General features: G+C 43.4%; 25 protein-coding genes. 4 read left to right on the forward strand and 21 right to left on the reverse strand.

The window, feature by feature from the left end; translation table 11 throughout:
* Nucleotides 1-18 precede the first annotated feature (18 nt).
* The 4 genes from J6I44_RS05550 (at nucleotide 19) to J6I44_RS05565 (ending at nucleotide 3,187) form a co-directional block, all read left to right on the forward strand.
* Entirely contained in the window at nucleotides 19-945 is a 927-nt protein-coding gene (locus J6I44_RS05550) for a peptidyl-prolyl cis-trans isomerase (RefSeq protein WP_265765012.1), read from the forward strand.
* On the forward strand, nucleotides 938-2,320 hold the full coding sequence (locus J6I44_RS05555; RefSeq protein WP_265765013.1) for a peptidylprolyl isomerase: 1,383 nt from the start codon (nucleotides 938-940) through the stop codon (nucleotides 2,318-2,320). The genes J6I44_RS05550 and J6I44_RS05555 overlap by 8 nt, the downstream gene beginning before the upstream one ends.
* A gap of 165 nt (nucleotides 2,321-2,485) precedes the next feature.
* On the forward strand, nucleotides 2,486-2,659 hold the full coding sequence (locus tag J6I44_RS05560; protein WP_265765014.1) for a hypothetical protein: 174 nt from the start codon (nucleotides 2,486-2,488) through the stop codon (nucleotides 2,657-2,659).
* 81 nt (nucleotides 2,660-2,740) lie between these two features.
* Nucleotides 2,741-3,187: a hypothetical protein gene (locus tag J6I44_RS05565; protein WP_265765015.1), complete on the forward strand. Its 447-nt coding sequence runs from the start codon at nucleotides 2,741-2,743 to the stop codon at nucleotides 3,185-3,187.
* Nucleotides 3,188-3,380: 193 nt separating this feature from the next.
* Here the strand turns inward: J6I44_RS05565 and J6I44_RS05570 are convergent, their stop codons facing one another.
* The 21 genes from J6I44_RS05570 to J6I44_RS05670 form a co-directional block, all read right to left on the reverse strand.
* Complete coding sequence (locus J6I44_RS05570) at nucleotides 3,381-4,412, reverse strand: S66 peptidase family protein (protein ID WP_265765016.1); 1,032 nt, start codon at nucleotides 4,410-4,412, stop codon at nucleotides 3,381-3,383.
* A gap of 5 nt (nucleotides 4,413-4,417) precedes the next feature.
* Nucleotides 4,418-5,014: a nicotinate (nicotinamide) nucleotide adenylyltransferase gene (gene nadD, locus J6I44_RS05575; protein WP_265765017.1), complete on the reverse strand. Its 597-nt coding sequence runs from the start codon at nucleotides 5,012-5,014 to the stop codon at nucleotides 4,418-4,420.
* A complete protein-coding gene (locus J6I44_RS05580; protein WP_265765018.1) occupies nucleotides 5,014-5,886 on the reverse strand; it encodes an outer membrane protein assembly factor BamD in 873 nt (290 codons plus the stop codon). Before J6I44_RS05580 ends, nadD begins: the two co-directional genes overlap by 1 nt.
* Before the next feature lie 17 nt (nucleotides 5,887-5,903).
* The gene (locus tag J6I44_RS05585) at nucleotides 5,904-6,896 is read right to left on the reverse strand and encodes a polyprenyl synthetase family protein (RefSeq protein WP_265765019.1); all 993 of its coding nucleotides are present in this window, start codon (nucleotides 6,894-6,896) and stop codon (nucleotides 5,904-5,906) included.
* Between the two features lie 42 nt (nucleotides 6,897-6,938).
* Entirely contained in the window at nucleotides 6,939-7,982 is a 1,044-nt protein-coding gene (fni, locus tag J6I44_RS05590; protein WP_265765020.1) for a type 2 isopentenyl-diphosphate Delta-isomerase, read from the reverse strand.
* Between the two features lie 374 nt (nucleotides 7,983-8,356).
* Nucleotides 8,357-8,863, reverse strand: coding sequence for a GNAT family N-acetyltransferase (locus tag J6I44_RS05595; protein WP_265765021.1), 507 nt, complete (start codon nucleotides 8,861-8,863; stop codon nucleotides 8,357-8,359).
* Between the two features lie 8 nt (nucleotides 8,864-8,871).
* Nucleotides 8,872-9,549 (reverse strand): M15 family metallopeptidase, encoded by a 678-nt coding sequence (locus tag J6I44_RS05600; protein WP_265765022.1) that lies wholly within the window; start codon nucleotides 9,547-9,549, stop codon nucleotides 8,872-8,874.
* A 447-nt stretch (nucleotides 9,550-9,996) separates the two neighbouring features.
* Nucleotides 9,997-10,710: an SH3 domain-containing protein gene (locus J6I44_RS05605; protein WP_265765024.1), complete on the reverse strand. Its 714-nt coding sequence runs from the start codon at nucleotides 10,708-10,710 to the stop codon at nucleotides 9,997-9,999.
* Nucleotides 10,711-10,860: 150 nt separating this feature from the next.
* A complete protein-coding gene (locus J6I44_RS05610; RefSeq protein ID WP_265765025.1) occupies nucleotides 10,861-11,589 on the reverse strand; it encodes an SDR family NAD(P)-dependent oxidoreductase in 729 nt (242 codons plus the stop codon).
* A 37-nt stretch (nucleotides 11,590-11,626) separates the two neighbouring features.
* On the reverse strand, nucleotides 11,627-12,022 hold the full coding sequence (locus J6I44_RS05615; protein WP_265765026.1) for a hypothetical protein: 396 nt from the start codon (nucleotides 12,020-12,022) through the stop codon (nucleotides 11,627-11,629).
* Nucleotides 12,023-12,326: 304 nt separating this feature from the next.
* Entirely contained in the window at nucleotides 12,327-12,854 is a 528-nt protein-coding gene (locus J6I44_RS05620) for a DUF2480 family protein (protein ID WP_265765027.1), read from the reverse strand.
* A 3-nt stretch (nucleotides 12,855-12,857) separates the two neighbouring features.
* Entirely contained in the window at nucleotides 12,858-13,196 is a 339-nt protein-coding gene (locus J6I44_RS05625) for a HesB/IscA family protein (RefSeq protein WP_265765028.1), read from the reverse strand.
* Nucleotides 13,197-13,221: 25 nt separating this feature from the next.
* Complete coding sequence (locus tag J6I44_RS05630; RefSeq protein WP_265765029.1) at nucleotides 13,222-13,773, reverse strand: NifU family protein; 552 nt, start codon at nucleotides 13,771-13,773, stop codon at nucleotides 13,222-13,224.
* Between the two features lie 108 nt (nucleotides 13,774-13,881).
* Entirely contained in the window at nucleotides 13,882-15,129 is a 1,248-nt protein-coding gene (locus tag J6I44_RS05635; protein ID WP_265765030.1) for an aminotransferase class V-fold PLP-dependent enzyme, read from the reverse strand.
* A gap of 4 nt (nucleotides 15,130-15,133) precedes the next feature.
* On the reverse strand, nucleotides 15,134-16,468 hold the full coding sequence (gene sufD, locus J6I44_RS05640; protein ID WP_265765031.1) for a Fe-S cluster assembly protein SufD: 1,335 nt from the start codon (nucleotides 16,466-16,468) through the stop codon (nucleotides 15,134-15,136).
* 4 nt (nucleotides 16,469-16,472) lie between these two features.
* Nucleotides 16,473-17,255, reverse strand: a complete 783-nt coding sequence (sufC, locus tag J6I44_RS05645) for a Fe-S cluster assembly ATPase SufC (RefSeq protein ID WP_265765032.1) — start codon at nucleotides 17,253-17,255, stop codon at nucleotides 16,473-16,475.
* A 55-nt stretch (nucleotides 17,256-17,310) separates the two neighbouring features.
* Nucleotides 17,311-18,759 carry a Fe-S cluster assembly protein SufB gene (gene sufB / locus J6I44_RS05650; protein ID WP_265765033.1) on the reverse strand — a complete coding sequence of 483 codons (1,449 nt, stop codon included), beginning with the start codon at nucleotides 18,757-18,759 and terminating at the stop codon, nucleotides 17,311-17,313.
* Nucleotides 18,760-19,232: 473 nt separating this feature from the next.
* A complete protein-coding gene (locus J6I44_RS05655; RefSeq protein WP_265765034.1) occupies nucleotides 19,233-20,948 on the reverse strand; it encodes a caspase family protein in 1,716 nt (571 codons plus the stop codon).
* 36 nt (nucleotides 20,949-20,984) lie between these two features.
* Entirely contained in the window at nucleotides 20,985-22,220 is a 1,236-nt protein-coding gene (locus tag J6I44_RS05660) for a BamA/TamA family outer membrane protein (protein WP_265765035.1), read from the reverse strand.
* Nucleotides 22,202-22,651, reverse strand: coding sequence for an NUDIX domain-containing protein (locus J6I44_RS05665; protein WP_265765036.1), 450 nt, complete (start codon nucleotides 22,649-22,651; stop codon nucleotides 22,202-22,204). Before J6I44_RS05665 ends, J6I44_RS05660 begins: the two co-directional genes overlap by 19 nt.
* Before the next feature lie 14 nt (nucleotides 22,652-22,665).
* Entirely contained in the window at nucleotides 22,666-23,616 is a 951-nt protein-coding gene (locus J6I44_RS05670; protein ID WP_265765037.1) for a UDP-glucuronic acid decarboxylase family protein, read from the reverse strand.
* Nucleotides 23,617-23,710 lie beyond the last annotated feature (94 nt).

Consider the following 23,710-nt stretch of genomic DNA (forward strand, 5'->3'; position numbering starts at 1 on the left):
GTAATGAAACGGTCTCCTTTGCAGAACATACTTCTACTTTTCAGGATCTCAGCAGCAATCTTTATCCTGTCACTTTCTGCTTGCCGTGGACAATATTCCACCGATACAGAAAGCCAAAATCTGGCCCGCGTGGATAGTCAATATTTAACGGTTGAACAAGCTAAGCAAGATATTCCTTCCTCCTTTTACCAGGAGGATAGCCTCTATGCCCTGCAACAGTATCGCGAACAGTGGATTCAAGAACAGTTGTTGCTCAAAGAAGCAAATAGGTTGGGAGTGGAAGACCGAGAAGCAGTGCAAAAGAAAATAAAGCAGGCCCGGACAGAAATACTTCAAGAGGCATTACGCGCTTATATTATGTCATCCGAAGTGGACAGTACCATTACGGAACAGGAAGCCCAGAACTATTTTAATAATCACAAAAACCATTTTACCCTCCAGGAACCTTATGTTCAGTTCCGTCACCTGCAGACCCAAAACATTACCGATGCCCGAACGGCTAAGCAGGCTTTAAGAGATAGTATTTCATGGAAAGTTGTAGCACAGAAGTATACTTCCAACCCTAAAAAGGCAGTCCAAAAATCCCAAAGATATCTTCCGCTTTCAATGGCGCTTGCCGATATTGAAATTATGCAAACATACCTTGGAACTATCGACATCGGAGCTATTTCTGCTATTCAGCGGGTTAATGGTATGTATCATTTTGTACAACTGACGGACAGGCGTGAAGAAGGATCATCTCCCGACCTTGATTGGCTTATGGATGAAATCAAAAATCTTCTGATACTTGAAAAACGACAACGAAAATTCAATTCCTACCTAAAGAATCTTTATCTTAAGGCAGAATCAGATAATGAAATAGCCTCGTATAACGTTCTATCAACACAAACAAATCCTAAAAATAGTACTCAAGACACTCTTGAAAGCAACTCAACAGATGAATAAAGCTTTTTCACTACTTTTTGTTTTTGCACTTTTACTCTCGCCACAGCTTAGCCATGCACAAAATGAGCCTGCCACTCCCGTAGATCAGATTGTGGCCGTCGTTAATGACCATATAATTTTAAAGTCTGATGTGGATCAGCAGGTTCAGCAATATATGATGCAGATGCAACAGCAAAGCCAACAACAGATTCCCTTTGGCAAAGATATCTGGTATGCTTCTCTGCAAAGTATTGTAGATAGAAATATAATGCTGGACCAGGCAAAACGAGATTCTATCGAAGTACCCAATCAGCGGGTTGACCAACAAATTGACCAACGTATACAGCAAACAATACAACAAATTGGCAGCGAAGAAGCTCTTGAAGAACGGATGGGTAAGAGTATTTTACAAATTCGAGCTGACCTCCGGGAAAGCTATCGCGAACAGCTGGTAGTGCAACAGCTACAGCAACAAAAACGCCAAGAGATTGAAATTACACGTCCCGAAGTAGAGGCATATTTTGAAAATATTCCCAAAGATTCCCTGCCAACTATTCCGGAACAAGTTGCTATTTCACAGATTGTTACGGTTCCCCCTCCCCTCGAAGATGCACGCAAAGAAGCCCGCCAGCTTGCAGAACAACTTAGGGATTCCGTTTTAAATCATGGAAAAACGATTGAGGAACTGGCCCAAAGACATAGTGATGGTCCTTCTGCATCAGACGGAGGTAAGTTACCGCTCATTTCACTGGATCAGCTCGTAGCTGAGTATTCAGCGGCGGCAGCTGCACTTGAGCCTGGAGAAATATCGGAGGTTGTAGAAACATCCTTTGGCTTCCATGTAATCCGCCTGAATAAAGAAGAGGGTGAGAAAATCGATACCAATCATATTCTTATTTCCGTAGATGAAGAAAGTTATGATGATCAGGATGCTATAGGTCGGTTAGAAGCACTTAAAGATTCCATACAGACAAACGAGGATCTCACTTTTGCAAATATGGCGCGCAAGCATTCTGAAGATCCCAATACCGCCCCACTGGGTGGACGGCTACTGCAACCCCAAACCGGCCAACGACTGCTTAATCTTGAGCAGCTGGATCCCGCCCTCTATCGAATTGTACTGCTGCTTGAAAATGAAGGAGATATTTCTGAGCCCAAATCTTTTCAATTAGGCCAAAGTAATAATTCGAAACGCGCTTTTCGCATCGTTCGCCTGGACAACCATGTGGAGGAACATGTTGCGAGCTTAAAGCAGGATTATGATCGAATTGAAAACGCTGCTTTACAACAGAAGCAGCAAAAGTTTATCGACCAATGGATAGCTGATCTGAGAGAGGATATGTATGTAGAATATAAAATCGATATCCCGGAGCAGTATAAAAATGAAAGTTTGTAGCAATTTCTAAGCTTTTAGAGGAAGAATTTCTATTTCGACGGTCGGTACAATAGATTAAGGGACTATTGTGCCGGCCGTTTATTATTTATATAGCATTCACATCAAAAATTTAGGGATCATCATTAAGGACATGATATGTAGGAACCTTCTGATGGGACCCATGATATGTTGGATCCGTATGTTTTATCAAAAGATAAGATTAAGGAGCCTTCGCAGACGTTTTTTGACATGCTTTCCTATCTGGGGCCTGGTTTTGTACTTTCTGCTGTTATTGTAGGCCCCGGCGAACTGATAGCCACTACTACACTTGGAGCAAAGACCGATTACGTTACGTTCTGAGTTGTCGTTCTCAGCTGCCTGGTTAAAGTTGCTCTTCAGCTTGAGTTTGGGAAACATGCCATCAGTACTGGTGAAACGATCATGACAGCCTTCAATAAACTCCCTGGCTGGAAAATAAAAGACGTTAACTGGTCCATTTGGACATGGCTGCTCATCCAGTTTTTTAAGCTCCTACAGACAGATGGTATTATCGGGAGCGTTACTATTACACTCAATATCATTCTTCCCTCATTGAGTATAATCAGCTGGACGGTTATAGTGACCATGACTGTTGCTCTGCTTGTATTCCGAGGGTACTACCAATTTGTAGAATGGTTCTCCCTCCTGCTGATTGCATTCTTCACCTTCCTTACTTTTGCCTCCGTATTCCTTTTGCAGGAAAGATCTTACGCCTTCTCCTTGCAAGATATTCTTTCAGGGATTACCTTAGAACTTCCCCCAGCGCTTGTAGGTGATGCTATTGCCGCATTTGGCATAACCGGTATTGGAGGAGACGAAATTATGTACTACAACTACTGGTCCCGTTGAAAAAACGGCAGAATGGAATCGTCGGGCTAAAGGATGGATTAAAGTTATATACTGGGATGCAGGATTATCAATGGTTGTTTATACCCTCGTCACGGCTACCTTCTCGGATTTATAATATAGCACTTTGGTTCAGTATCGCTGCTATTCTCTTGGCGGGCTTGTACAGTATTCTAAAATTCTATTAGCTAAAAGATTATTGGGTAGTAGCCACTTCCTGAAATATGATACTGCCTCTTTCTGATTCTATCTCTACTTCCAAACCAATAGGCAACGTCATCATATCATCAATATGACCAAAAATAGCACCTGAAAAAGCCGGGATTTTTAACGGCTTGATATGTTGCTCTAATATTTGTCTCAACGTAAACCGATGGTTATCCGCCATATCACAACTGGTGCATTGCCCAAAGATAAAGCCGGATAACTGATCCAGTATCCCACTTAATTTAAGCTGGGTGAGCATGCGATCAACCCGGTAAACATCTTCTCCCACATCTTCCAGGAATAAGATACTGCCCGTCCAGTCCGGAAGATAATCAGAACCAACCATTGAAGTTAAAACGCTTAAATTTCCGCCCAGAAGCCTTCCGCTAGCCCGTCCCTCCCGAAGGGTTGTTATAGGCTGATAACTCTTTGAGGCGCCCTCTGATGAGCCTTCCAGAGCAAGAGGCGCATTGCTGTTCACAGCCTTGCGAAAATGGGTCATCGTAAATTTAGTCCAGGTCGATGTACCCACCGGACCATGAAAAGTAGTTAGCCCTGTATTAGCATAGATAGCCAGTAGCAGTGAAGTAATATCACTGTAGCCAATCAAAGCCTTGGGATGTTCCCGTATAATCCCATAATCGAGATGTTCTAAAATTCGGTTACATCCCCATCCGCCACGAAAGGCCATAATAGCATCTACCGATGGATCTGCAAACATGACATTCAGGTCCTCGGCCCGCTGCTTGTCAGTGCCGGCAAAATATCCAAATTTGTTCCGAGCATGGGGCGCTTCTTTGACTTTATATCCCAGGTTCCGAATCTTCTTGACTACGTTGTCATACTCTTTGTCATCACCGACGATACTCGCTGGACTGACTAATCCAATAGTATCTCCCAGACGCAGAGGCTTCGGTTTTAGGAGGGGTTGCTCCTTTGACCTTACCATCCCAATGGACTTATTCATCAAGGTACCAAACCCACCGATTCCTAATGCTGACAAGAAGTTTCTTCTATCCATGGGTGTTACTCCTGATATAGTTTGTGTTGAGCAATAAATTCGGCGACTGAAGGTGGTACAAAATTACTTATGCTCTTCCCCTCCTGAACCAATGATCTTATCTGTGTCGATGATATATCCACAGGCTGATGATCTACAAAGTAAGCATGATTCTTAATTTTAGCATTAAGCGCTCCCGTTTCTGAGGCAGGTCTTCGGGCGACTAGAAGATTGCAAAGATCTAAAATTTCCTGCCACTTGTGCCAGCTTTCAAAGTCAGCGAGAGAATCTTCACCAATGCACCAAAAAAAAGGTTGGTCAGGATATTGTCGGGTTAAATATCGCAGAGTTCGTACCGTATAGTACGGAGGCGAGAGCCTGGATTCAATATCCGTCACCTTAATCCCTTTTATTTCATCAAAAGTACGATGAAGCATCTCCATGCGGAGCTCATAGCTGGTAAGCTGTTGCCCCTCTTTGTGGGGGGCGGCGGGTGTTAACAGCACCCAGAGCTCAGATATACCGTCCGATTCCAGAAATGATTTAGCGATAGAAAGATGTCCCAGATGAACCGGATCAAAACTGCCTCCCAGCAGGCCTACCGCCTTATCCTGAACGACCATTATTCTGAATTGCTACCGGAACTGCTGGCAACCCCGTTGGTATCCTGACTAGTTTCACTACTGCCTAAATCAGCAATTCCTTCACGGGCTTCATCTACATATTCTTCTGCTTCCTGACGATACTCTCCTTCCGGAAACAGCTGGATAAATTTTTCATAGGCCTCAATGGCTGCCTGGTATCGTTCGCGTTGTTTACTTGTTACACTGCGATTAGCATAAGTAACGTAAGTATCAATTTCATTGACCAACGCACGTTGTGCCCAAATAGACTCCGGATAATTATCAATTGTCAGATCATAATAGACGATAGCCGCTTCATAACTATCAGTTCTCTTGTAGAGGTCAGCCGAATAGTACAGTTTTTTAGCCAGCTTGGAACGTAGCTCTGTAATATATTTCGAAGCCTGATCAGACCGTTCCGAATTAGGATACCGGGAACTAAACAGCTGAAATTTTTCGATAGCAGTACGGGTATGAGCTTGATCAAGCCTGTAGCGTGGACTTAGTTTATAGTAGCTGTAGGCTTCCTTAAACTGTGCCTCTTCACGTTTATCGGCTCTGGGATAAAGCGTTACAAATCGGCCATATTCTGAACTGGAAAGAAGATAGCGCTTATCATTAAAATAAGACTCTGCAAGATAATATTGGGCTTCTCTTGCGTAATCTGTCCCCCGGCCCAGCTGAATGACGGTCTCAAATGCTTTGGCAGCGTCAGTGTAATCATCAGACTGATATAATGCCATAGCCTTTTTATAGGCAGTGGGTAATGTATCTCCCCGTTGAATTAAATTATCATTTTTGCATGCCCCAATAACCATGAGCATCAATAACAGGCAGGAAAATCTAAATAAATAAGTAGAAATATTGTTCATTTGATTGTTTTTAGCTTTCAATATTCTCGGGATATCAAACGATTTAAAAGTGTAATAATTTCATTTTTATATTCTGAGGGCTCAAACGTATCCAGTTGCTTCATAGCCTCCTCATAATATCGACGAATAACCTCGCGGGTGGCATTAATGATATCCAATTCTTTATAGAGTTCAATAACCGCTTTAATATCGGCAGTAGAGGTTTCACTACTGGACAGAATCTGTAGAAGCATTTTCCGCTGTTGGTCATTACATTGTTGTAACGTGAGAAGTGTCAGGTATGTTTTTTTACCTTCTCTGACATCACCGCCCTGTTGCTTGCCAAACTTTTCAGGATCAGCAATAGCATCCAGCAAGTCGTCCTGTATTTGAAAAGCAATGCCCGCCTTCTGTCCAACGGTCTGGAGCTGTTTAATGATATGCTGTTCCGCCCCGGCAACGGCACCGCCTATGGCGAGAGATCCGCTGATCAAAGCGGCAGTCTTATCCTGAATCATCCTAAGATATTCATCCAGCGTTACTTCCTCTCTTGCTTCAAAATCAAGATCAAAAGCCTGGCCTTCACAGACGCGTTCTGCACTATCTAAGAAGATATCAAGGATATCGGCATATTGTTTCTTAGAATAAGCATCATTCCGCCCGTAATACTGTAACTGTTTAAAAGCTTTGGCATACATCGCATCACCAGATAGGATAGCCGTATTGGCATTCCACTTTTTAAAAACACTGGGCTCTCCACGTCGCGTGTTGGCTCCATCCATAATGTCATCATGTAGCAACGTAAAATTGTGCAACAGTTCGAGGGCGATGGCTGCCGGTAGTGATTCTTCGATATCTCCTCCTGCAAGCCCACAGCCCGTCAGGGTTAAGAAAGGCCGAACACGCTTGCCTGGAAGGTCTAACGTATAGCGAACCGGGTCGTAAAGCAAAGCCGGACTTGCCGGTAACTTCAGCTCCGAAAGCTTTTGTTCAATTAATTCTGATAGTTGCTGCTGTTCAGTAATGGGCACGTGTGGTTATGCTAATTCTTCAAAAGGCCAAATATAAGGAATTTAATGTAAGATGTTACCTCTTGAAGGCTTTAATTTGAGATGATCTGCTTGAAGATCCTTCAATTGTTCGCAACCCAACAAGGTAAGGATGATTTTTAATTGATGCCGCCAACGAACATATAAATTTTCGAGACCTTCTAAACCATTATTAACCACAGCTTTGATTACCGGTTGAGCAGCTGCGGCAAACTGAGCTCCCAGGCAAATAGACTTTGCAATATCATGGCTGGAACGAATGCCTCCGGAGGCAATAATCTCAAAATTATACTCCTGCTTAAGTGGTTCTATCTGCCGCAGGCATGCTGCTGTTGAAAGGCCCCAATCGTCAAAGCTGTGCTTTGGGTCGGGATTACTACTCCGTTCGTTTTCAACCTTAGACCAGCTGGTACCTCCTGCCCCGGCTACATCAATGACCTGAACTCCAATATCCAATAATCGCCGGGCCACGGAAGCAGAGATTCCTGCACCGGTTTCTTTAACGATCACCGGCACGGTACTGTCTGTTACCAAACGGGCTATACCTGCTTCCATTCCTTTAAAGTTACGATCTCCTTCTGGCTGCACAAGTTCTTGCAGAACATTCAGATGCACGATAATAGCATCTGCAGAAATAGAATCAATGAGCAGCTTGGTTTTTTTAGCTGCTAATCCATCAATTAGCTGGGCCCCTCCGATGTTGGCCGCGATAAAAGCATTGGGAGCCCGATCTCTGACTATCGAGAAGGTAGATATAGTGTCTTCCTGCTCCAGCATAATGCGTTGGCTGCCTACCCCAAAAGGCAATCCATATTCTTCACAAAATTCCGCAATAATAGCATTTACGGCCCCGGCATCAGTATACCCGCCGGTCATAGAAGAAATAAAGAGTGGGAAAGAAAAACTGCGTCCCAATAAGGTCGCTTCTGTGGAAACCTCCTCCAGGTTGACTTCAGGAAGAGCGTTATGAACAAATTGGTACTGTTCTAAGCCCGTGGATTGCTGGTAATTAACCTGACCGGAAGTCGTTAACTCCACATGATCCTTCTTGCGCTGTTTGATGGACATATATCGGCCCAAATAATTGAAGTGATAATTTCTACAACTAAGGTAGGCAAGTCATCTGGAAAGAGAAAACATCTATTTGTTAATCGTTAATTGTAAGTACATACTAATCAAACGCCTTTAGCAGTTAAAATCGTCCTATGTATTATAAAAAGCTAATTTGAATCAATAAAATAGGTCAATCCTCCTGTCCTCCTTCTCCAAGGAGGAACCCTTTGTTCAACAGGCATGCTATATACAACAATTACTTGAAGTCCCTCTTGGAGAAGAGGGATTTAGGGAGATTGAACACCTTGTCTATACCGTTTCAACTTATAAACCCATTATCTATTTTTCGCTAAGTAAAAACTACTATCATCCGTGATTATTGTTATTCTTTAAAAACTGGCCAATTTCTGTAATGCCTCTCCGGTTAGTCTATACGTGGTCCACTCATCCAGTGGCTTGGCGTCCAGGGAGTCATAAAAATCAATAGCGGGAGTATTCCAATTTAACACAGACCATTCCAGACGTGCACAGTCACGCTCAATAGTCAATTGAGCAAGAGACTTTAATAAAGCTGTGCCTATGCCCTTTCCCCTAAATTCAGGTTTAACAAACAAGTCTTCCAGGTAAATTCCCGGCCGTCCCTCAAAAGTGGAAAAACTATGGAAGAAAAGTGCAAAGCCCACCGCTTCTTCATCATAAAAAGCTAAAAGAACTTCGGCATATTGTTGTTCTCCAAAGAGCTTTTCCTTTAGAAGTTTTTCCGTGGCTACTACCTCATCCGCCATTTTCTCATACTCGGCCAAAGATCGGATGAAACCCAGAATCAGGGGGATATCCTCCTCTTGCGCAAATTGTAAATGGCAGTTGGGTATGTCGGTGGATATCTGTTGAGGCATCTGTAATGTTAGTTGCTTCGTTCTTTTATTTTGGTTGAAATGCCGTTCACATAATTCTTAACCATATCGATTTTGGGAGCCAGCTCAGATCCTTGAAAGCCGGTAATATCTGCATTAGTAACATGGTTGTTGTAGTGCGCTAAATACTGACTTGCCAGCTGTAAATATGTCCAGTGCCATTTCTCCTCATTGTAACCGGTGCGATCATTTTTACTTTTATCGGTATAGGGCTGATAAAATCCAAAATCATTGGCATGCTCTTTCAGCCATTCGTATTCTTTAAGCCCCTGGCCGCTTTCGAAGTAGCTGTTGTTCAAATCATTTAAATCTATTTCTGTGCCCCAGTGATGTCGGGAAGTCATCGGCATAGAACTGTATTCCAGAATTCCTTTTGCTTTACCAAGGCCCGTCGCTGAATCGGATGCCGCCCATTTACGATCCCAGATAGCCTTTTGATAATTAAAGTTACGTGCTCCTGAGATAATGGTAAACGCGATGCCCTCCTTTAGGGCACTATCGGCCATCGCTTTAAAAGCCTGGTATGCTTTTTTGTGCAGATACACCTCCTTGTTGACATATTGGGAATCTACTTCCACAAAATCTTTATGAGAGGTAAAATCAAACTGGCCCGTAACGAACTCTGTGGAGGTCTCAGCCTTCAGGCTGTCCTTATTTATGGCTGCCACTTGTTCAGTTTGTGTTTGTTGCTTATCAGCAGAGGAGTTATCTGCGTTACAACTTATTATCAAAATGGAAAGCAAAAAGAAAGTGATTCTCATAAAATAAAAATAATTGAATTTAGATTTTTTACTCTTAAAATAACGTCTAACGGATTCTGATAATGCCTATTCTGCCCCCTCCGAAGTCTCGGAGCAGGCCCTGTGAGGCTGTCCAAAAAGGTTTTATATTCGTTTTTGGCCTAATAAATTAAGGTTGTAACATCATTTCAAAGGGCTATCATCCCCCTGTCCCCGGTCTATACACCCCCTTCGAAGGGGGAAACTCACGGTTGGTTTTCTGTGAGTAGGGGGATGACTTGGAGCATCTATTAATTATTTAGACCCATACCTTTTGTTTTGAACTTTTTAGACAGCCTCAACGCATAGTATTTAAATGGCTGCCAACAAAAGTCGCTACAATTCCTCTACAAATTTCCCGTATATCCAACCGGTGATACCATCCTTGGTATGAATCTTATACCATTTCTGTCCGCTCATGGCCTCGATATCATTTTTACTGATGGTAGCCTCAATAACACCATAATTTGACACAGAAAAGGAAGCTTCTACAGAATCACTTCGATCTGCGAGAATACGGATAGCTTTACCTGAAGTCACCGTTATAGATCTGCCTTCATAGTCAACGGTGATATCTCGTTTTAAAATGGCTTCACTGCTACTTCCTGTTTTATATTGATCTAAAATTTGAACAACGGTTCCCTCCTTTGCTACCACACCCGCCGAGGAAGATTCAGTAGTATGATCGCTACGAATAATAATATTCGAACCTGTTACCCGTCCTTCTGCAGCAAGGCTACTGCTGGAGATCTGATTGAGCTTAATCTGTGCTTCGGACTTAAATTGTCCATCGGGAAATTGATTCAAATAAGATTCAAAACGCTGCGCCGTGGTATCATTCTGGATGGTGGCCCAGTAGAGGCTGTCCGATCGTATTTTAGCAACCTCAAGATGTTCGCCATTAGGATTATCTTCGATATATGCCTGGTAGGCTTCGTACGTATCGGCCTGCTGAGCATCCTCCCAGGTTGATGAGCTGCAGCCATAGATAAAACCCAATCCTGAAAGTGCTACAATCAAAACTGTAAAACGTAAAGAGTTAATGTGCATAGAATAACTAATTATATTTTAACTAATCACCTTGAGTGAAAAATGAAGGTAATAAAAATCTGATACAAATTTTCTTTTACCTTGATCGGAAACTAATATCGAATCTTAACTATCCTTAGTCACTTTTCAAATTTAGCATACGTATAATAGCTAAATCATATAGCTGCCACCGTTAATATGAAAAGTACTTCCGGTCATATGGGGCACCTTCCCTGAAGCCAGGAAAGCCACCAGCTCTCCCACTTCTTCAGGAGAGGTAATTTCATCAAAAGCCATCCCTTCCGTCAAATACTCTTCGCCATATACCTCGATAGAATCCATCGCCATATCGGTTTTGATGAAACCCGGAGCTATAGAATAGGCAGATACCTGATGCTTACCATAATCGCGAGCAATACTCTTTGTGAAAGCAACCAAGCCTGCTTTGGAAGCCGCATAAGCCGCATACTCTTGCGTATCACCCCGGTATGCCGCTCGGGAAGCTATGTTTATAAGAATCCCCCCCTCCTTCTTTTTCCAGCTCTGTAATGCCCATTTAGAAAGCAGGGCGGCAGCCCGTAAGTTAACCTGCATCGTTCGGTCCCAATTTTGAAGCCATTCCTCATCGGTACTGTCAAAGCCGGCATCATCAAAGACACCGGCATTATTTATCAAAATATTGGGGCTGGAAGCTCGATCGAATTCAGGCCTTAACGTTTCTTTCATCTGATCTGTGTCACTCAAGTCAACATGGAGTCCCTGGAAATTGGGATGATTGCAAAACGGTTCGGGAAATTCCGAACTTCGGGCCGTGCCGATAACTTTTGCCTCTTTCTCCAACAGGGATTCCGTAATACTTTTTCCAATTCCGCGAGAAGCTCCGGTTACTAATGCATACATAATTGGTGATGGTTAAGTTTATGCTCTTATTACTTAATCAAAAATAGTACCGGAGACCTACCCCACCATTGCCCGCTAATTTAGTTTCAGGGGCAAAATCCAAGATAGGAACAGCTTCCAGAAACAAGTCAAAGGGAATAGACTCAAACACATAGGTTAACCCAACGGGAACTCTAATACCTGCTTCTGCATCATCAGCAAAAATGACCCGCGCTCCTGCACCATAATAGAAAGCCAGGTTCTGTTCATTTCTAAACCATGAGTGCCATAAAAAATCTGTGTGCATGTGTAGGGCCTCATTTCTGTCAGCCAAGGACCAGGCGGCTCCTATATCAAAAGCGGAATTATTACTCAGCCAGTACTTTACAGAAGCACCCGTGGGTTCGCCCAGAATTACTCCGAGACCGATCCCGTTTTTCTTTTGATTATCCACTTGTGCTTTTAAAGAATGAGGGCTGGAACAAAAAAATAGTGCTGTCAGCAGGCTTAATACAAATATATTCAATGGCTTCATTACACTAACAGATGGTTTACTAGTATTTTAGGACTATTCGTAGTGGATGGAATGTATTGATTAATGCCCAAAAATATTAGAAAAGAAGTGGTTTTAACAGCTGTTATATAACGATACCAGATTCTACCCACTTGGTTCTCAAGTTGATACAGAATTTACAAAAGATAGGTTCTGTACAATACTCCCAATCTCCGGCGCTGAAGTATATATCCCAAAACCAATCCTAGCTCCGGTAGACAGGTACATTGGAGCAGGCTTCGCCGTACATCAGCTTTTTAACGTATGGAAGGAGTTTTTGGGTAGCATACAGATATACGCTTTCCGGCACAGGACGCCCATCATCGCTGCAACCTTTGAGGATAACAAACTTATCCTGGTATTGACTCCAATCCACTTCTGCCAGCTTTCGCTGATAGAGCTCATGGATAATATCATCCGGCTTACCGTTAAAAACCTCCTTGGCATGAGGCACTAAATGACTGCCTATCAGCATATAAGCCCACTTCGAAATGATGGCATCTGAGGAACAATAAATACAAACATACTGGTCTTTATATTGACTCCAGTCAAAGTCTTTAAGCTGCTGTCTGAACTCTTTTTCTTTTAAAATAAGTCCCTTGAACAAAAATTGCTTTAAATCCAGGCCTATACGAGACGTATCATCATAGTATTGCTGCAGGTCGATCGTGGCAAGTTTCTTGGACTGCTTTATCTTATTAACAATTTCGCCTTGTTGAGTATCTGTAGCCATAATTTATACTGAAAATGATTCTCCGCATGAACACGTTCGTGTGGCATTTGGATTATCAAAATAAAAGCCTTGCCCCTTCAAGCCCTCTGTATAATCCAATTCTGTGCCAGAGAGATAAAGAAAACTTCGCATATCAACGACCAATTTAATGCCATTGTCTTCGAACTCCTGGTCTTCGGCCGATGACTGTTCTGCCTCGGTATCAAAATTAAGATCATAAGTTAATCCTGAGCATCCACCACTGACGACCCCAACACGAAGTTTGGCATCTTCAGACAGATGTTGCTCCGAACGAATCTCATTGATCCGGCTTGCCGCTCGATCGCTTACCGTAATAGACATAAACTTTTAATTCCTCAAAACCTATTTAAACAGAAACCACTTGAATTTCAGGATCTACCCGTTTTACCATGCTTTCTATCGCATATAACGTACCACTTGTAGCTGTTGGACAGGTTCCACAAGCACCCTGATAATGAACTTTTAAGCGATTACCTTCAAGACCAAGAATCTTGAGTCCTCCACCGTCAGCCAACAAATAGGGTCGAACTTGTTCATCAAGCATCTGATTAATTTCTACCAATCGGGGATCGTCGGATTCTTGCACTTCTTTTGTAGCGTGCACTTCATCATCCTCAACCATATCTGTCTGTGGTTTAGCTTCCCGAATGGGTGGAGCCAGTTTCCGCAACAATTCCGACCAAACGGCATCACCGTCCTGCGTTACCGTCACGTATTTATCTACATAATAGACATTAATGACGTGCTCAATATTGAACAGGGCCGTTGCCAGCTCATCACCTTCAGCCTGGCTTCCATCTTCGTAAGACTTCGTTACACCATTGGTTAAGGCTTCCCCCAATACGAAACGCATAGCATCAGGATTGGGCGTGCGTTCTATTTCTTTAATCTTAGGCATAGCTTGAATACTTTAGTTCAAAAGCAGTTATTACTTTGTTTAGAACGAATATAAATAAAATATAGTTTCCAATGAAACTTTGATTTTTAAAATCAAGGAAAGGTGGCATCAGAAAAAGCCTTTTGCCTCTTTAACACCTTCAACCAACCGATTGATATCTTGCTTATTATTATAAAATGATAAAGAAGCCCGGGCTGTACCGGGAATGTTATAGCGGCGCATTGCTGGTTGGGCGCAGTGGTGGCCGGTGCGGATAGCAATACCCTGCTGATCTAAAATAGTGCCAATATCGGTGGCATGTATGTCATCAAACACAAAAGATATAACCGAAGCCTTCTCCTGAGCCGTGCCAATAATTCTGAGGCCATCAATGGATAAGAGCTGCTCCGTAGCATAATCCAACAACTGCTGTTCATGAGCTGCGATATTTTCCATACCGATATCCGTCAGATAATCGACGGCAGCTCCCAAACCAATACCTGCAACGATGGGTGGCGTTCCGGCTTCAAATTTGTGGGGAAGATCATTAAACGTTGTGCCCTCAAAGGCGACTTTATCTATCATATCGCCGCCGGATCGATAAGGGGGCATCTTCTCAAGATATTTCTCCTTTCCATAGAGGATGCCAAAGCCGGTTGGTCCGCACATTTTGTGGGATGAGAATGCATAGAAGTCGGCATCCAAGTCCTGAACATCTACCAAGCTGTGCGGAACGCCTTGGGCGCCATCAACTAAGACGGGAATATCGTGTTTGTGTGCTTCCCTGATGATGCGTTTAACAGGATGAACCGTACCTAAAGCATTGGAAACTTGTGCTACGGCTATAATGGCGGTACGCTCATTAATCAGCTTGAGAAATTCATCCCAGATTAACTCTCCGGCATCATTTACGGGAATAACGCGGACGTTGGCACCGTGTTTCTGGGCAGCAATTTGCCATGGAACAATATTCGCATGGTGTTCTATCTCGGAGACGATAATTTCATCACCTTCCGACAAAAACTGCTCCCCAAAGCTGTGAGCTACCAGGTTAATTCCATCAGTTGTGCCTGTGGTGTATATAACCTCATGCAAATGCTCGGCATTGATGAAACTGCGAATTTTTTTGCGCGTGGCTTCATACGCATCCGTAGCCTTCTGGCTTAGATGATGAATCCCGCGATGAACATTCGCATGCTCATGACGATGATAATGATCAATACGGTCAGCTACAGGCGTTGGCATCTGGCTGGAGGCAGCGTTATCCAGATACACCAACGGCTTACCCCGTACCTCTTCTTGTAATACCGGAAAGTCGGACCGGATCTGGTCGAAGTCAATATCCGCTGGTGATATCGTGGAAACAGCCTTGCTCATAATGTTAGGCAGTAAGTTGAGAATCTAACTGGCGTTCAGTGAATTTATGCACTTCATCAACCAAAAGCTTTTGTACTGATTCTACCGAAATATTTTCGATCGTTTCTAGTGCAAAAGCGTAAATCAACAACTCGCGAGCCTGCTGGTCGTTAAGCCCACGGCTTTTGAGATAAAACATTTCCTCTTCTTCAAGCTGGCCAATGGTGGCGCCGTGAGTACAAACGACATCATCAGCAAAAATTTCCAGCTGCGGCTTGGTATTCACCAGGCCTTTGCGAGAGAGCAACAGATTTCTATTCTCTTGGAAAGAATCAATTTTCTGAGCGTCTTTACGGACGAAAATTTTACCGTTGAAGACAGAATGTGCCTTTCCATTTATCACACATTTGTGCAACTGGTGACTTTCGGCATGAGAAAAACGATGATCCATCACCGAATGCGTATCAGAAACCTGGTCGCCGTCAATAAGCACTAATCCATCCACCGTAAATTCTACCTCTTCGTCGCGCTGGGAAATCCGCGGCTCATTTCGGGATAGCTTAGCTCCCCGCGTGATGGTATAGGATTCATAGTTTGCATGTTTGGCCACAAAAGCCCCGGTGCGTGCAAGATGAATCGCTTCTTTGCTTTCGCGCTGGATTTTTGTGTGCTTAACATACGCTTCTTCTTCAAGGTTGACCTCAAAGACCGGCAGGTTAAAGTATTTATTATCTCCGAGACCAATATAGTCTTCTACGATCGTCACCTCTGAGCTTTCGTCCGCCAGTACCAGGCAGCGTGATGTAGCAAAATAGTTGACATCCGCTTCTGTCTGAACAAATAATAAGTGAATAGGAGCATCTACCTTAACTCCCTTGGGCACATGTATAAACGCACCATCATCCAGAAAAGCTGTATTGAATGAGGAGAAGACATCATCTTCAAAGTTGCCGTACTTACCGAGATGTTCTTTTAACAATGGATGATCTTCGGAAGCCAGATCAGCAATATTGCCAATCTCAACTTCGTCCGGGAGTGCTTCTGCCTGAGAATGCTCCTCGGAATATACTCCATTAACGAAGACCATTCGGGAGCCTTCACTTTCTGGCAGGTAATGTTCGCTGATGTCTGGAACTGATACGTCCAGCCTTGTAGCCAACTCATAATCATCCGTGTAGAGGTCTCGAAGACTGATAAAACGCCAATCCTCATCTTTTCGATGTGGAAAAGGAATATTTTTGACCTCTTCGGCCCCTTTCAGGCGTACTTCGTCCAAAAATTGTGATTTACCATTCAGAGATCCCTGAAAACTCAGAAGATCTTGTAAAAAAGATTGATTTGATTGCTTCAATTTCGCCATTTGCTTAATTCTGTTCGCCGTTTACAGATACAGATGCTAAGTCAGTTAACCAGTCATACCCTTGCTCTTCCAATTTCAGAGCTAAGTCTTTATCTCCAGACTTCACAACCTTACCATCAAGCATAACATGCACATGGTCCGGTTGAATATAGTCAAGAATACGCTGATAGTGCGTTACCATTACAACGCTCTTTTCTTCATCAGCAATTTGGTTGATACCATTTGCTACAATTTTAAGCGCATCGATATCCAAGCCGGAGTCTGTTTCATCCAGGAAAGAGAGTTTAGGATTGAGTACAGCCATCTGGAAGATCTCGTTGCGCTTTTTCTCACCGCCACTGAAGCCGGCATTTACGCTTCGATCTAGAAATTCAGGCTTCATGTCTACCACATTCAGACGCTCATTGATGTAATCCTCAAACTCAATAGGATCCAGCTCTTCTCTGCCCTGCTCTTTAGCAATAGTGTTATACGCCTGTCGCAATAACGTTTTATTCGTTACGCCCGGAACTTCTACCGGATATTGGAAAGCAAGAAACAAGCCCTTATGAGCACGCTCATCAGGATCAAGATCGAGAATACTTTCGCCCTCGAACAGGATATCTCCTTGTGTTACTTCATAAGCCTCATGGCCCGCCACTACCTTGGAAAGCGTACTTTTACCACTTCCGTTGGGGCCCATGATGGCATGGATCTCTCCTTTTCCAATTGTTAGGTTAACACCTTTTAGGATCTTTTCAGATGGATCCTCTTCGACACATACATGTAAATCTTTGACTTCTAACACGTTACTTAATTCTTTTAATGTTTATTTAATAGTTTAAATCGTCGATATGCAGCGGTTATCCCACACTACCTTCTAACTTAATGCCCAACAACTTATCGGCTTCAACAGCAAACTCCATAGGCAGCTCTTTCAGCACTTCTTTACAGAAACCATTGACGATAAGCGAGATCGCATCGTCTTCGTCCATACCACGTTGCTGCAGGTAAAAGATCTGGTCTTCACCCACACGGCTCGTACTGGCCTCATGTTCTACTTTGGCCGTTGGATTAGCCGACTCAATATAGGGGAACGTATGGGCCCCACAGGTTTGTCCAATCAGCATGGAGTCGCAAACCGAATAATTCTGGGCTCCGTCGGCACGGGGACTGATTTTCACTTGCCCGCGATAGCTGTTGTTAGACTTACCGGCCGAAATACCTTTCGAGATAATCGTACTCTTGGTGTTTTTACCGACATGAATCATCTTTGTGCCGGTATCCGCCTGTTGGCGGTTGTTGGTTACTGCTACGGAGAAAAACTCTCCGATAGAACCATCGCCCTGCATAATTACGCTGGGGTATTTCCATGTAATAGCAGAACCCGTTTCAACCTGGGTCCATGAAATTTTGGAATTATCTCCGCGACAATGTCCACGTTTGGTTACAAAATTAAAAATACCACCTTGTCCCTCCTCATCACCGGAGTACCAGTTCTGGATGGTTGAGTACTTAATTTCAGCATTCTCTAAGGCTACCAACTCTACAACAGCAGCATGCAGTTGGTTTTCCTGGAACATAGGAGCGGTACAGCCTTCCAAATAGCTTACCTGGCTGTTATCCTCACAAATAATCAATGTTCGTTCAAACTGTCCCGACTGCATATTATTGATACGGAAGTAAGTCGAAAGTTCCATTGGGCAGACCGTATCTTTGGGAACATAGACAAAAGAGCCATCGGAAAAGACCGCAGAATTGAGGGCTGCATAAAAGTTATCACCCTTGGGTACCACGGATCCCAAATACTCCTTAACTAACTCTGGATGATCCTGAATAGCTTCTGAAATAGAACAGAAGATTACACCAGCTTCAGCCAGCTTTTCTTTGAAAGTAGTGAAGATGGATTCACTGTCAAAAACGGCATCTACTGCAATACCCTGCAGTTGTTTTTGCTCTTCCAGTGGAATTCCCAGTTTCTTGTACGTCTCAATAATTTCCGGATCTACATCATCCAGGCTTTCCGGCTTATTTTTATTTTTCTTCTTTGTGGCAGAGTAATATTGCACCTTGTCAAAATCAGGTGTTTCATACTCAACATTAGGCCAGTCTGGCTCTTCCATTTGCTTCCATTTCTCAAAGGCCTCCAAACGGAACTCTGTTACCCATTCCGGCTCATTCTTACGCCGTGATATCTCGCGGATAATATCCTCGTTGATACCGGTAGGAAAATCTTCATATTCTACGTCGGTGGTAAAACCATACTTATACTCACCACCAACCATAGATTCAAGTGCTTCAGTTTCACTCATAAGTTGATAACTGGGATAATTTTAAGATGTTTTGATTATCATAGTTAAACATCAGAACGAAATTATTCGTTCTATTTGCCTTCAGCATAATTTATGCTAACAATTCAATGCTGTTTCAGCTGTTGTTTATTTCTTTATGCTTAAACAGGGAATATAAGGATAATTCGGTCTAACCTAAATTTTAATAAGGAGTTATTTAACCCTTGTGAAGTCCCTGTGACTGTCGCTAGTAAAATGTCCAAACATTAGGAGATGAACCAATCGAAAGAGATTATGAATCAGATAAAGTTTGGTTATCTATTTCATGCATTACTTCGCTTACTATGCACCCTTTTGACATAATGACCTCGTCAAATCAGCCCGGTTAAGTAGCTCGTGGACAGATTATACGGATGAATTGAATTATAGTTTGCAAAATTGTTCACAGTACCTCAATAGTTGTCAGTTGTCAGAAGTAAATGCCTACTGATTGTTCAATTAGTAAATGAATAATATTGATCTCCAAAAATTATCGGCGTTTGTGCCCGGTCATGCAGCCTTCGTGAAGTGTAGGATATATCTCGTTCAAGAAAATCATAAATCTTATTTAAGTTGGTAAATCGTTGTTGCAAAGCCTTGGCAAACAGGTAAGGAAAAATATGGTGTTTCTTGTCCTCTCCTCGAGATGATTGATAAAGTCTTGATGGTTCCCCTACTAGGCTTCCCATAATCAAGGTGGAGTTAGAAGTTTCTGTCAAGGTCTCAGCATAGGGTCGCATCAACGTAGCCTGGTTATCTCCAGACACTGACTGTGACTGACTGTGACTAAAATCAATATCTGCAACTACAATTGTCTTTTGGGATGGGATTGCACTTATTTGGCTGAAAAGGGTCCCCAGGGGGATATCCGTTGCACCAGAAGTATCATCAAGGGACACCGATTGCAGAAAGAGGTCCCCTCCCTTTTCAATGCGTCCAAATCCACCGGCAAAAATGAAAAATTCGGTACTGTCATTGGCCGTTGCCTTAATTTCTTGTATCGCAGAATAAACTTCCCGGGGGGCCTGAACATCTGTTAGTTGATGGATATTTTTCTGGGCATATCCCAATCCCTTCTCCAGGTATGCGACTATTAACTCCCCATCCCGATGGGTATACCTCCGTTCGGGCAGTGACTCAGAATAGTTTTCGTTAGTAATAACAAGCGCCTTTACATTGGGGGTTGAGGGCCGCAACTTTGGGATATTACTCTCAACATCAATCTTGCCAAAAGGTATTCGTGGAACACTAACGATCTGTTCATTTGAATTCATTTCGGAAGAACGCCATATGAGCGCGGCTTCATCCTTTGAAATATAATTTTCAAAATTACCGTACCTCACCTTATACCAATCGTCATTAAACGAAGATATAACTTTTATTTGGCTACCACGGGCCAGATCAGCCAATACATTCTCGGGATTAATGTCAGGTGTGCTACGCAGCTCTGCATATTCGGCTTTGATCTGGGCATAAGGCTCTAAAACATCCGAAACGGGATAGGTGCGCTGATAGGTAGAATCGTTAAAGTGAACCGACAGGTTAAAACTACCTAACCCTTCCCCCGTTAACTGCAGGTCGTTAAAGCTTGCTGCCAGTGGCAGCTGAATACCCCCCCTGGAAATGTTGCTTAGGCTATCCTGAAGCAAGGTTTGCCCACGATAGGTAACCATAAAATCTACTGGCAATACCAAATTGGTCTGAACATCAACCGTATCTGTCACCATCAGTTCGCCGGTATTATCAAGGTAGCGTTCTTCACCAACGGATTGGGGCTCCCCGGTTGGTTTTAAATTTAGAAAGCCGGATGCACCTAGCAGAGCGCCCACAATATTAAGGGTTAGAGATTGAGTGGAACCTAAATCATATCGGCTGGAGTTAGCCGCATAAAAAGCAGCGGCAGCCCCGGCAAGACCCAATGTTACGAACCCAGGACGTAACTTATACTCCTGAATACTGCGCTGAACAAGCATTTTTTGTTGGTAACTGCGAGTTATACGGGCAAACACATTGAGCTCTATGGTAGGTTCTTCAGGCGTCAACGTATCGGCAATGGTCAGAAAATGCTTCTCTTCCAATACCTTATAGTCTGATCGATCAACAGCCTTCTGATCTTTTACGACCCATCTACCATTAGTGCAGGATACAGAAGATATCAGTACTATTAGCAAAAATGATATGTTGGCAACCCTGCTCACAGTGTAAATTTATAAAGAAATTATGGCTCCTATTCCGATAACATGTCGAAATTTAAAATGATCCTCTTCTCCGGGGTGTGATAACCAAAGTGGTAGATCATACCGCAGCATCAGTCCGCGTGATTTACCAAGATAATCCGGAATATTAACGGACAGCATAAATCCAGGACCGGCATCAGTGAGCAAGCGCGGCTCTTCAATATCCGTAACTCCTAAGGAGGTGCCCCCATCAAAGAAAATATAGGATCTTAAGCTCGTAAATTTTCCCACAATAGGCACGTTTTTGAATGCTCGATCCAATGGATTTGGATAATCAAGTTCCACATTCACCGCTGAAAGTGAAGTATATAGAGGTGCCAAACCGCTATTTAATACTTCAGTATCCTGATGCAGGTACCCCCTTAACCCTGGACCTCCCGTTATCTGTATACTCCCGGACTCCATAAGCGTTGGCGAAATAGTACCACGAGCTCTTGTTAAGCCATGGTCCATCCAGCCCCGAGCTGAATTAAAACTATGAGAAAAAAGATATTCCGGAGCCGTTTTATCTGTAGCAAAACCGGTGTACAATCGACCAGAGAGCTTAAAATAATCAGATAAGGGAATATTTTGATTGAATGCGATTTCTGCACGAAAGAAACCGGGATATGAGCCCGCGATATTGGCATCCGCAGATACCAAGATTGCGTACCGTCCTGCCCCGTTGGTGTTCGTACTGAGTAATTCAGCCGATACAGGATACAACCAATCATCCTGCCACAGCTGATTATACAGCAGGTAATCCTCGTCAAAACGATGCTCGGCCCGCGCCCCTACTGATAATTCCGTAAAGTTTAGCTCATCAAAACCAGGCTGCCAGCGCTTGCTAAAGGTAAGGCCATGAAACTGAAAACCGGTGCGAAATGAACTTTCCAGACTTATGTTAGCTTCGCTGCCAAAATCTGACAACGAAGGTATCGGTTCCGTAAACGAAAAATAATAAGAAACAGGATGTTCTGGAAATTTCGTCCCCAGCCAAACTCCCGTATTAAGACGGTGAGGACCATCCCCAAAAGAGTCCGGGGTACTGCCCTTGAGCCGAACACCGATACGAATGCCATCCACACTATTATACCAGAGATCCGGAGCCGGGGTGAGTTCATAGCTGTCACCAAACTGGGCTATACTCTTTGGGATATTCCCCGCAAAAAGTAAGATAGCCAGAATAAATCCAATTTTGATCTTCTTTAAAGCTCTAAAATCCACTCGTCTATCAGTTGATTATGGGTAACAATCGAAATTAACAGGTTTATGAGTCGCCGTTGTTCCGGCCAATGGATGTATGTAGATACTTCATCTTGAGGAACCCATTTGTAAGCTGAATGCTCATGGTTTAACACAATAGAAGCCTCCGGCTGTACTTCTGCTGCAAAGGCCGGTATTTGGCGTATGCTATCTACCTTGGGATCATAAAACTGGTTGACCGAAGGAAGAACCCAGAACAACTTGGGATGAAGGGTCGTTTCTTCATCAAGTTCACGAAGCCCTGCATTGTATGCCTTTTCATCTTTACCAACTTTGCCGCCAACCATACGCCACTGCCCGGTATAAATAACATCAGTCGACCGTTTTAGTAAGAGGACCTCAATTTGTGATTGCCTCCTTCTATACGGATAGACATCTACAAGGCGATCCATAATGTAAGGGAATTTTATTGATCTAACACCTTCTTCTTGAAGTAATCCAGCGTTTTGGAAAGTCCTTCTTTTCGGTTGAAGGTTGGCTCCCAGTCGAGCACTTCCCTGGCCCGGCTAATATCCGGTTGCCGCACCTGCGGGTCATCTTTGGGAAGTTCCTCAAACGTAATGGTGCTGTTGGAGCCCGTCAATTCAATGATCTCCTTAGCAAAGTCCAGGATCGTCACTTCCTGCGGATTTCCTATGTTCACTGGATCCGTATAGTCGCTTTGAGACAGCCTCCAAATGCCTTCCACTAAATCATCAACGTAGGTAAAGGAGCGTGTCTGCGATCCGTCTCCATAGACCGTCAACGGGTTCCCGTTAAGGGCCTGCCGCATAAAGGTCGGCAAGGCCCGTCCGTCATGGATACGCATGCGGGAGCCATAAGTATTAAAGATCCGAACAATACGTGTTTCCACCCCATGATACCGATGATAGGCCATAGCCATAGCTTCGGCAAATCGTTTGGCTTCATCATAGACTCCGCGATCTCCTATCGGGTTAACATTACCCCAGTAATTTTCTTGCTGTGGATGAACCTGGGGATCGCCATAGACCTCGCTCGTAGAAGCCAGCAGGAATCGCGCGCCTTTGGCTTTGGCCAGCCCGAGCGCTTTATGGGTTCCAAGAGAACCCACCTTCAGGGTCTGGATGGGCATTTCCAGGTAGTCAATGGGCGAGGCTGGGGAAGCAAAGTGTAAAATCAGGTCCAGGTCCCCGCTTACATGGATATAGTTAGTTACATCATGATCAATGAAGCTAAAATCATCATTACCTATAAGATGGGCAATATTATCGGCATCCCCGGTAATGAGGTTATCCATACAGATCACTTCATATCCTTCCGAAAGGTATCGATCGCACAAATGCGAACCCAAAAATCCGGCGCCGCCTGTAATGAGTACTCGTTTTTTACTACTCACGTTGATTGAAATTAGTTTCGGTTACCTGATGATATTACTTGTTAATTGCTTAGAGATATTCTACACAACGAGCCACAAAAGTTTAGGTAAAGGT

It is taken from the genome of Fodinibius salsisoli (assembly GCF_026229185.1).
GTDB lineage: Bacteria > Bacteroidota > Rhodothermia > Balneolales > Balneolaceae > Fodinibius > Fodinibius salsisoli.

Bases quoted from the DNA above. Each gene is read 5' to 3' on its own strand.
- J6I44_RS05555 (WP_265765013.1), top strand. From the start codon at position 938: ATGAATAAAGCTTTTTCACTACTTTTTGTTTTTGCACTTTTACTCTCG.
- J6I44_RS05560 (WP_265765014.1), top strand. From the start codon at position 2,486: ATGTTGGATCCGTATGTTTTATCAAAAGATAAGATTAAGGAGCCTTCG.
- J6I44_RS05565 (WP_265765015.1), top strand. From the start codon at position 2,741: ATGACAGCCTTCAATAAACTCCCTGGCTGGAAAATAAAAGACGTTAAC.
- J6I44_RS05570 (WP_265765016.1), bottom strand. From the start codon at position 4,412: ATGGATAGAAGAAACTTCTTGTCAGCATTAGGAATCGGTGGGTTTGGT.
- nadD (WP_265765017.1), bottom strand. From the start codon at position 5,014: ATGGTCGTTCAGGATAAGGCGGTAGGCCTGCTGGGAGGCAGTTTTGAT.
- J6I44_RS05580 (WP_265765018.1), bottom strand. From the start codon at position 5,886: ATGAACAATATTTCTACTTATTTATTTAGATTTTCCTGCCTGTTATTG.
- fni (WP_265765020.1), bottom strand. From the start codon at position 7,982: ATGTCCATCAAACAGCGCAAGAAGGATCATGTGGAGTTAACGACTTCC.
- J6I44_RS05595 (WP_265765021.1), bottom strand. From the start codon at position 8,863: ATGCCTCAACAGATATCCACCGACATACCCAACTGCCATTTACAATTT.
- J6I44_RS05605 (WP_265765024.1), bottom strand. From the start codon at position 10,710: ATGCACATTAACTCTTTACGTTTTACAGTTTTGATTGTAGCACTTTCA.
- J6I44_RS05610 (WP_265765025.1), bottom strand. From the start codon at position 11,589: ATGTATGCATTAGTAACCGGAGCTTCTCGCGGAATTGGAAAAAGTATT.
- J6I44_RS05620 (WP_265765027.1), bottom strand. From the start codon at position 12,854: ATGGCTACAGATACTCAACAAGGCGAAATTGTTAATAAGATAAAGCAG.
- J6I44_RS05625 (WP_265765028.1), bottom strand. From the start codon at position 13,196: ATGTCTATTACGGTAAGCGATCGAGCGGCAAGCCGGATCAATGAGATT.
- J6I44_RS05630 (WP_265765029.1), bottom strand. From the start codon at position 13,773: ATGCCTAAGATTAAAGAAATAGAACGCACGCCCAATCCTGATGCTATG.
- J6I44_RS05635 (WP_265765030.1), bottom strand. From the start codon at position 15,129: ATGAGCAAGGCTGTTTCCACGATATCACCAGCGGATATTGACTTCGAC.
- sufD (WP_265765031.1), bottom strand. From the start codon at position 16,468: ATGGCGAAATTGAAGCAATCAAATCAATCTTTTTTACAAGATCTTCTG.
- sufB (WP_265765033.1), bottom strand. From the start codon at position 18,759: ATGAGTGAAACTGAAGCACTTGAATCTATGGTTGGTGGTGAGTATAAG.
- J6I44_RS05665 (WP_265765036.1), bottom strand. From the start codon at position 22,651: ATGGATCGCCTTGTAGATGTCTATCCGTATAGAAGGAGGCAATCACAA.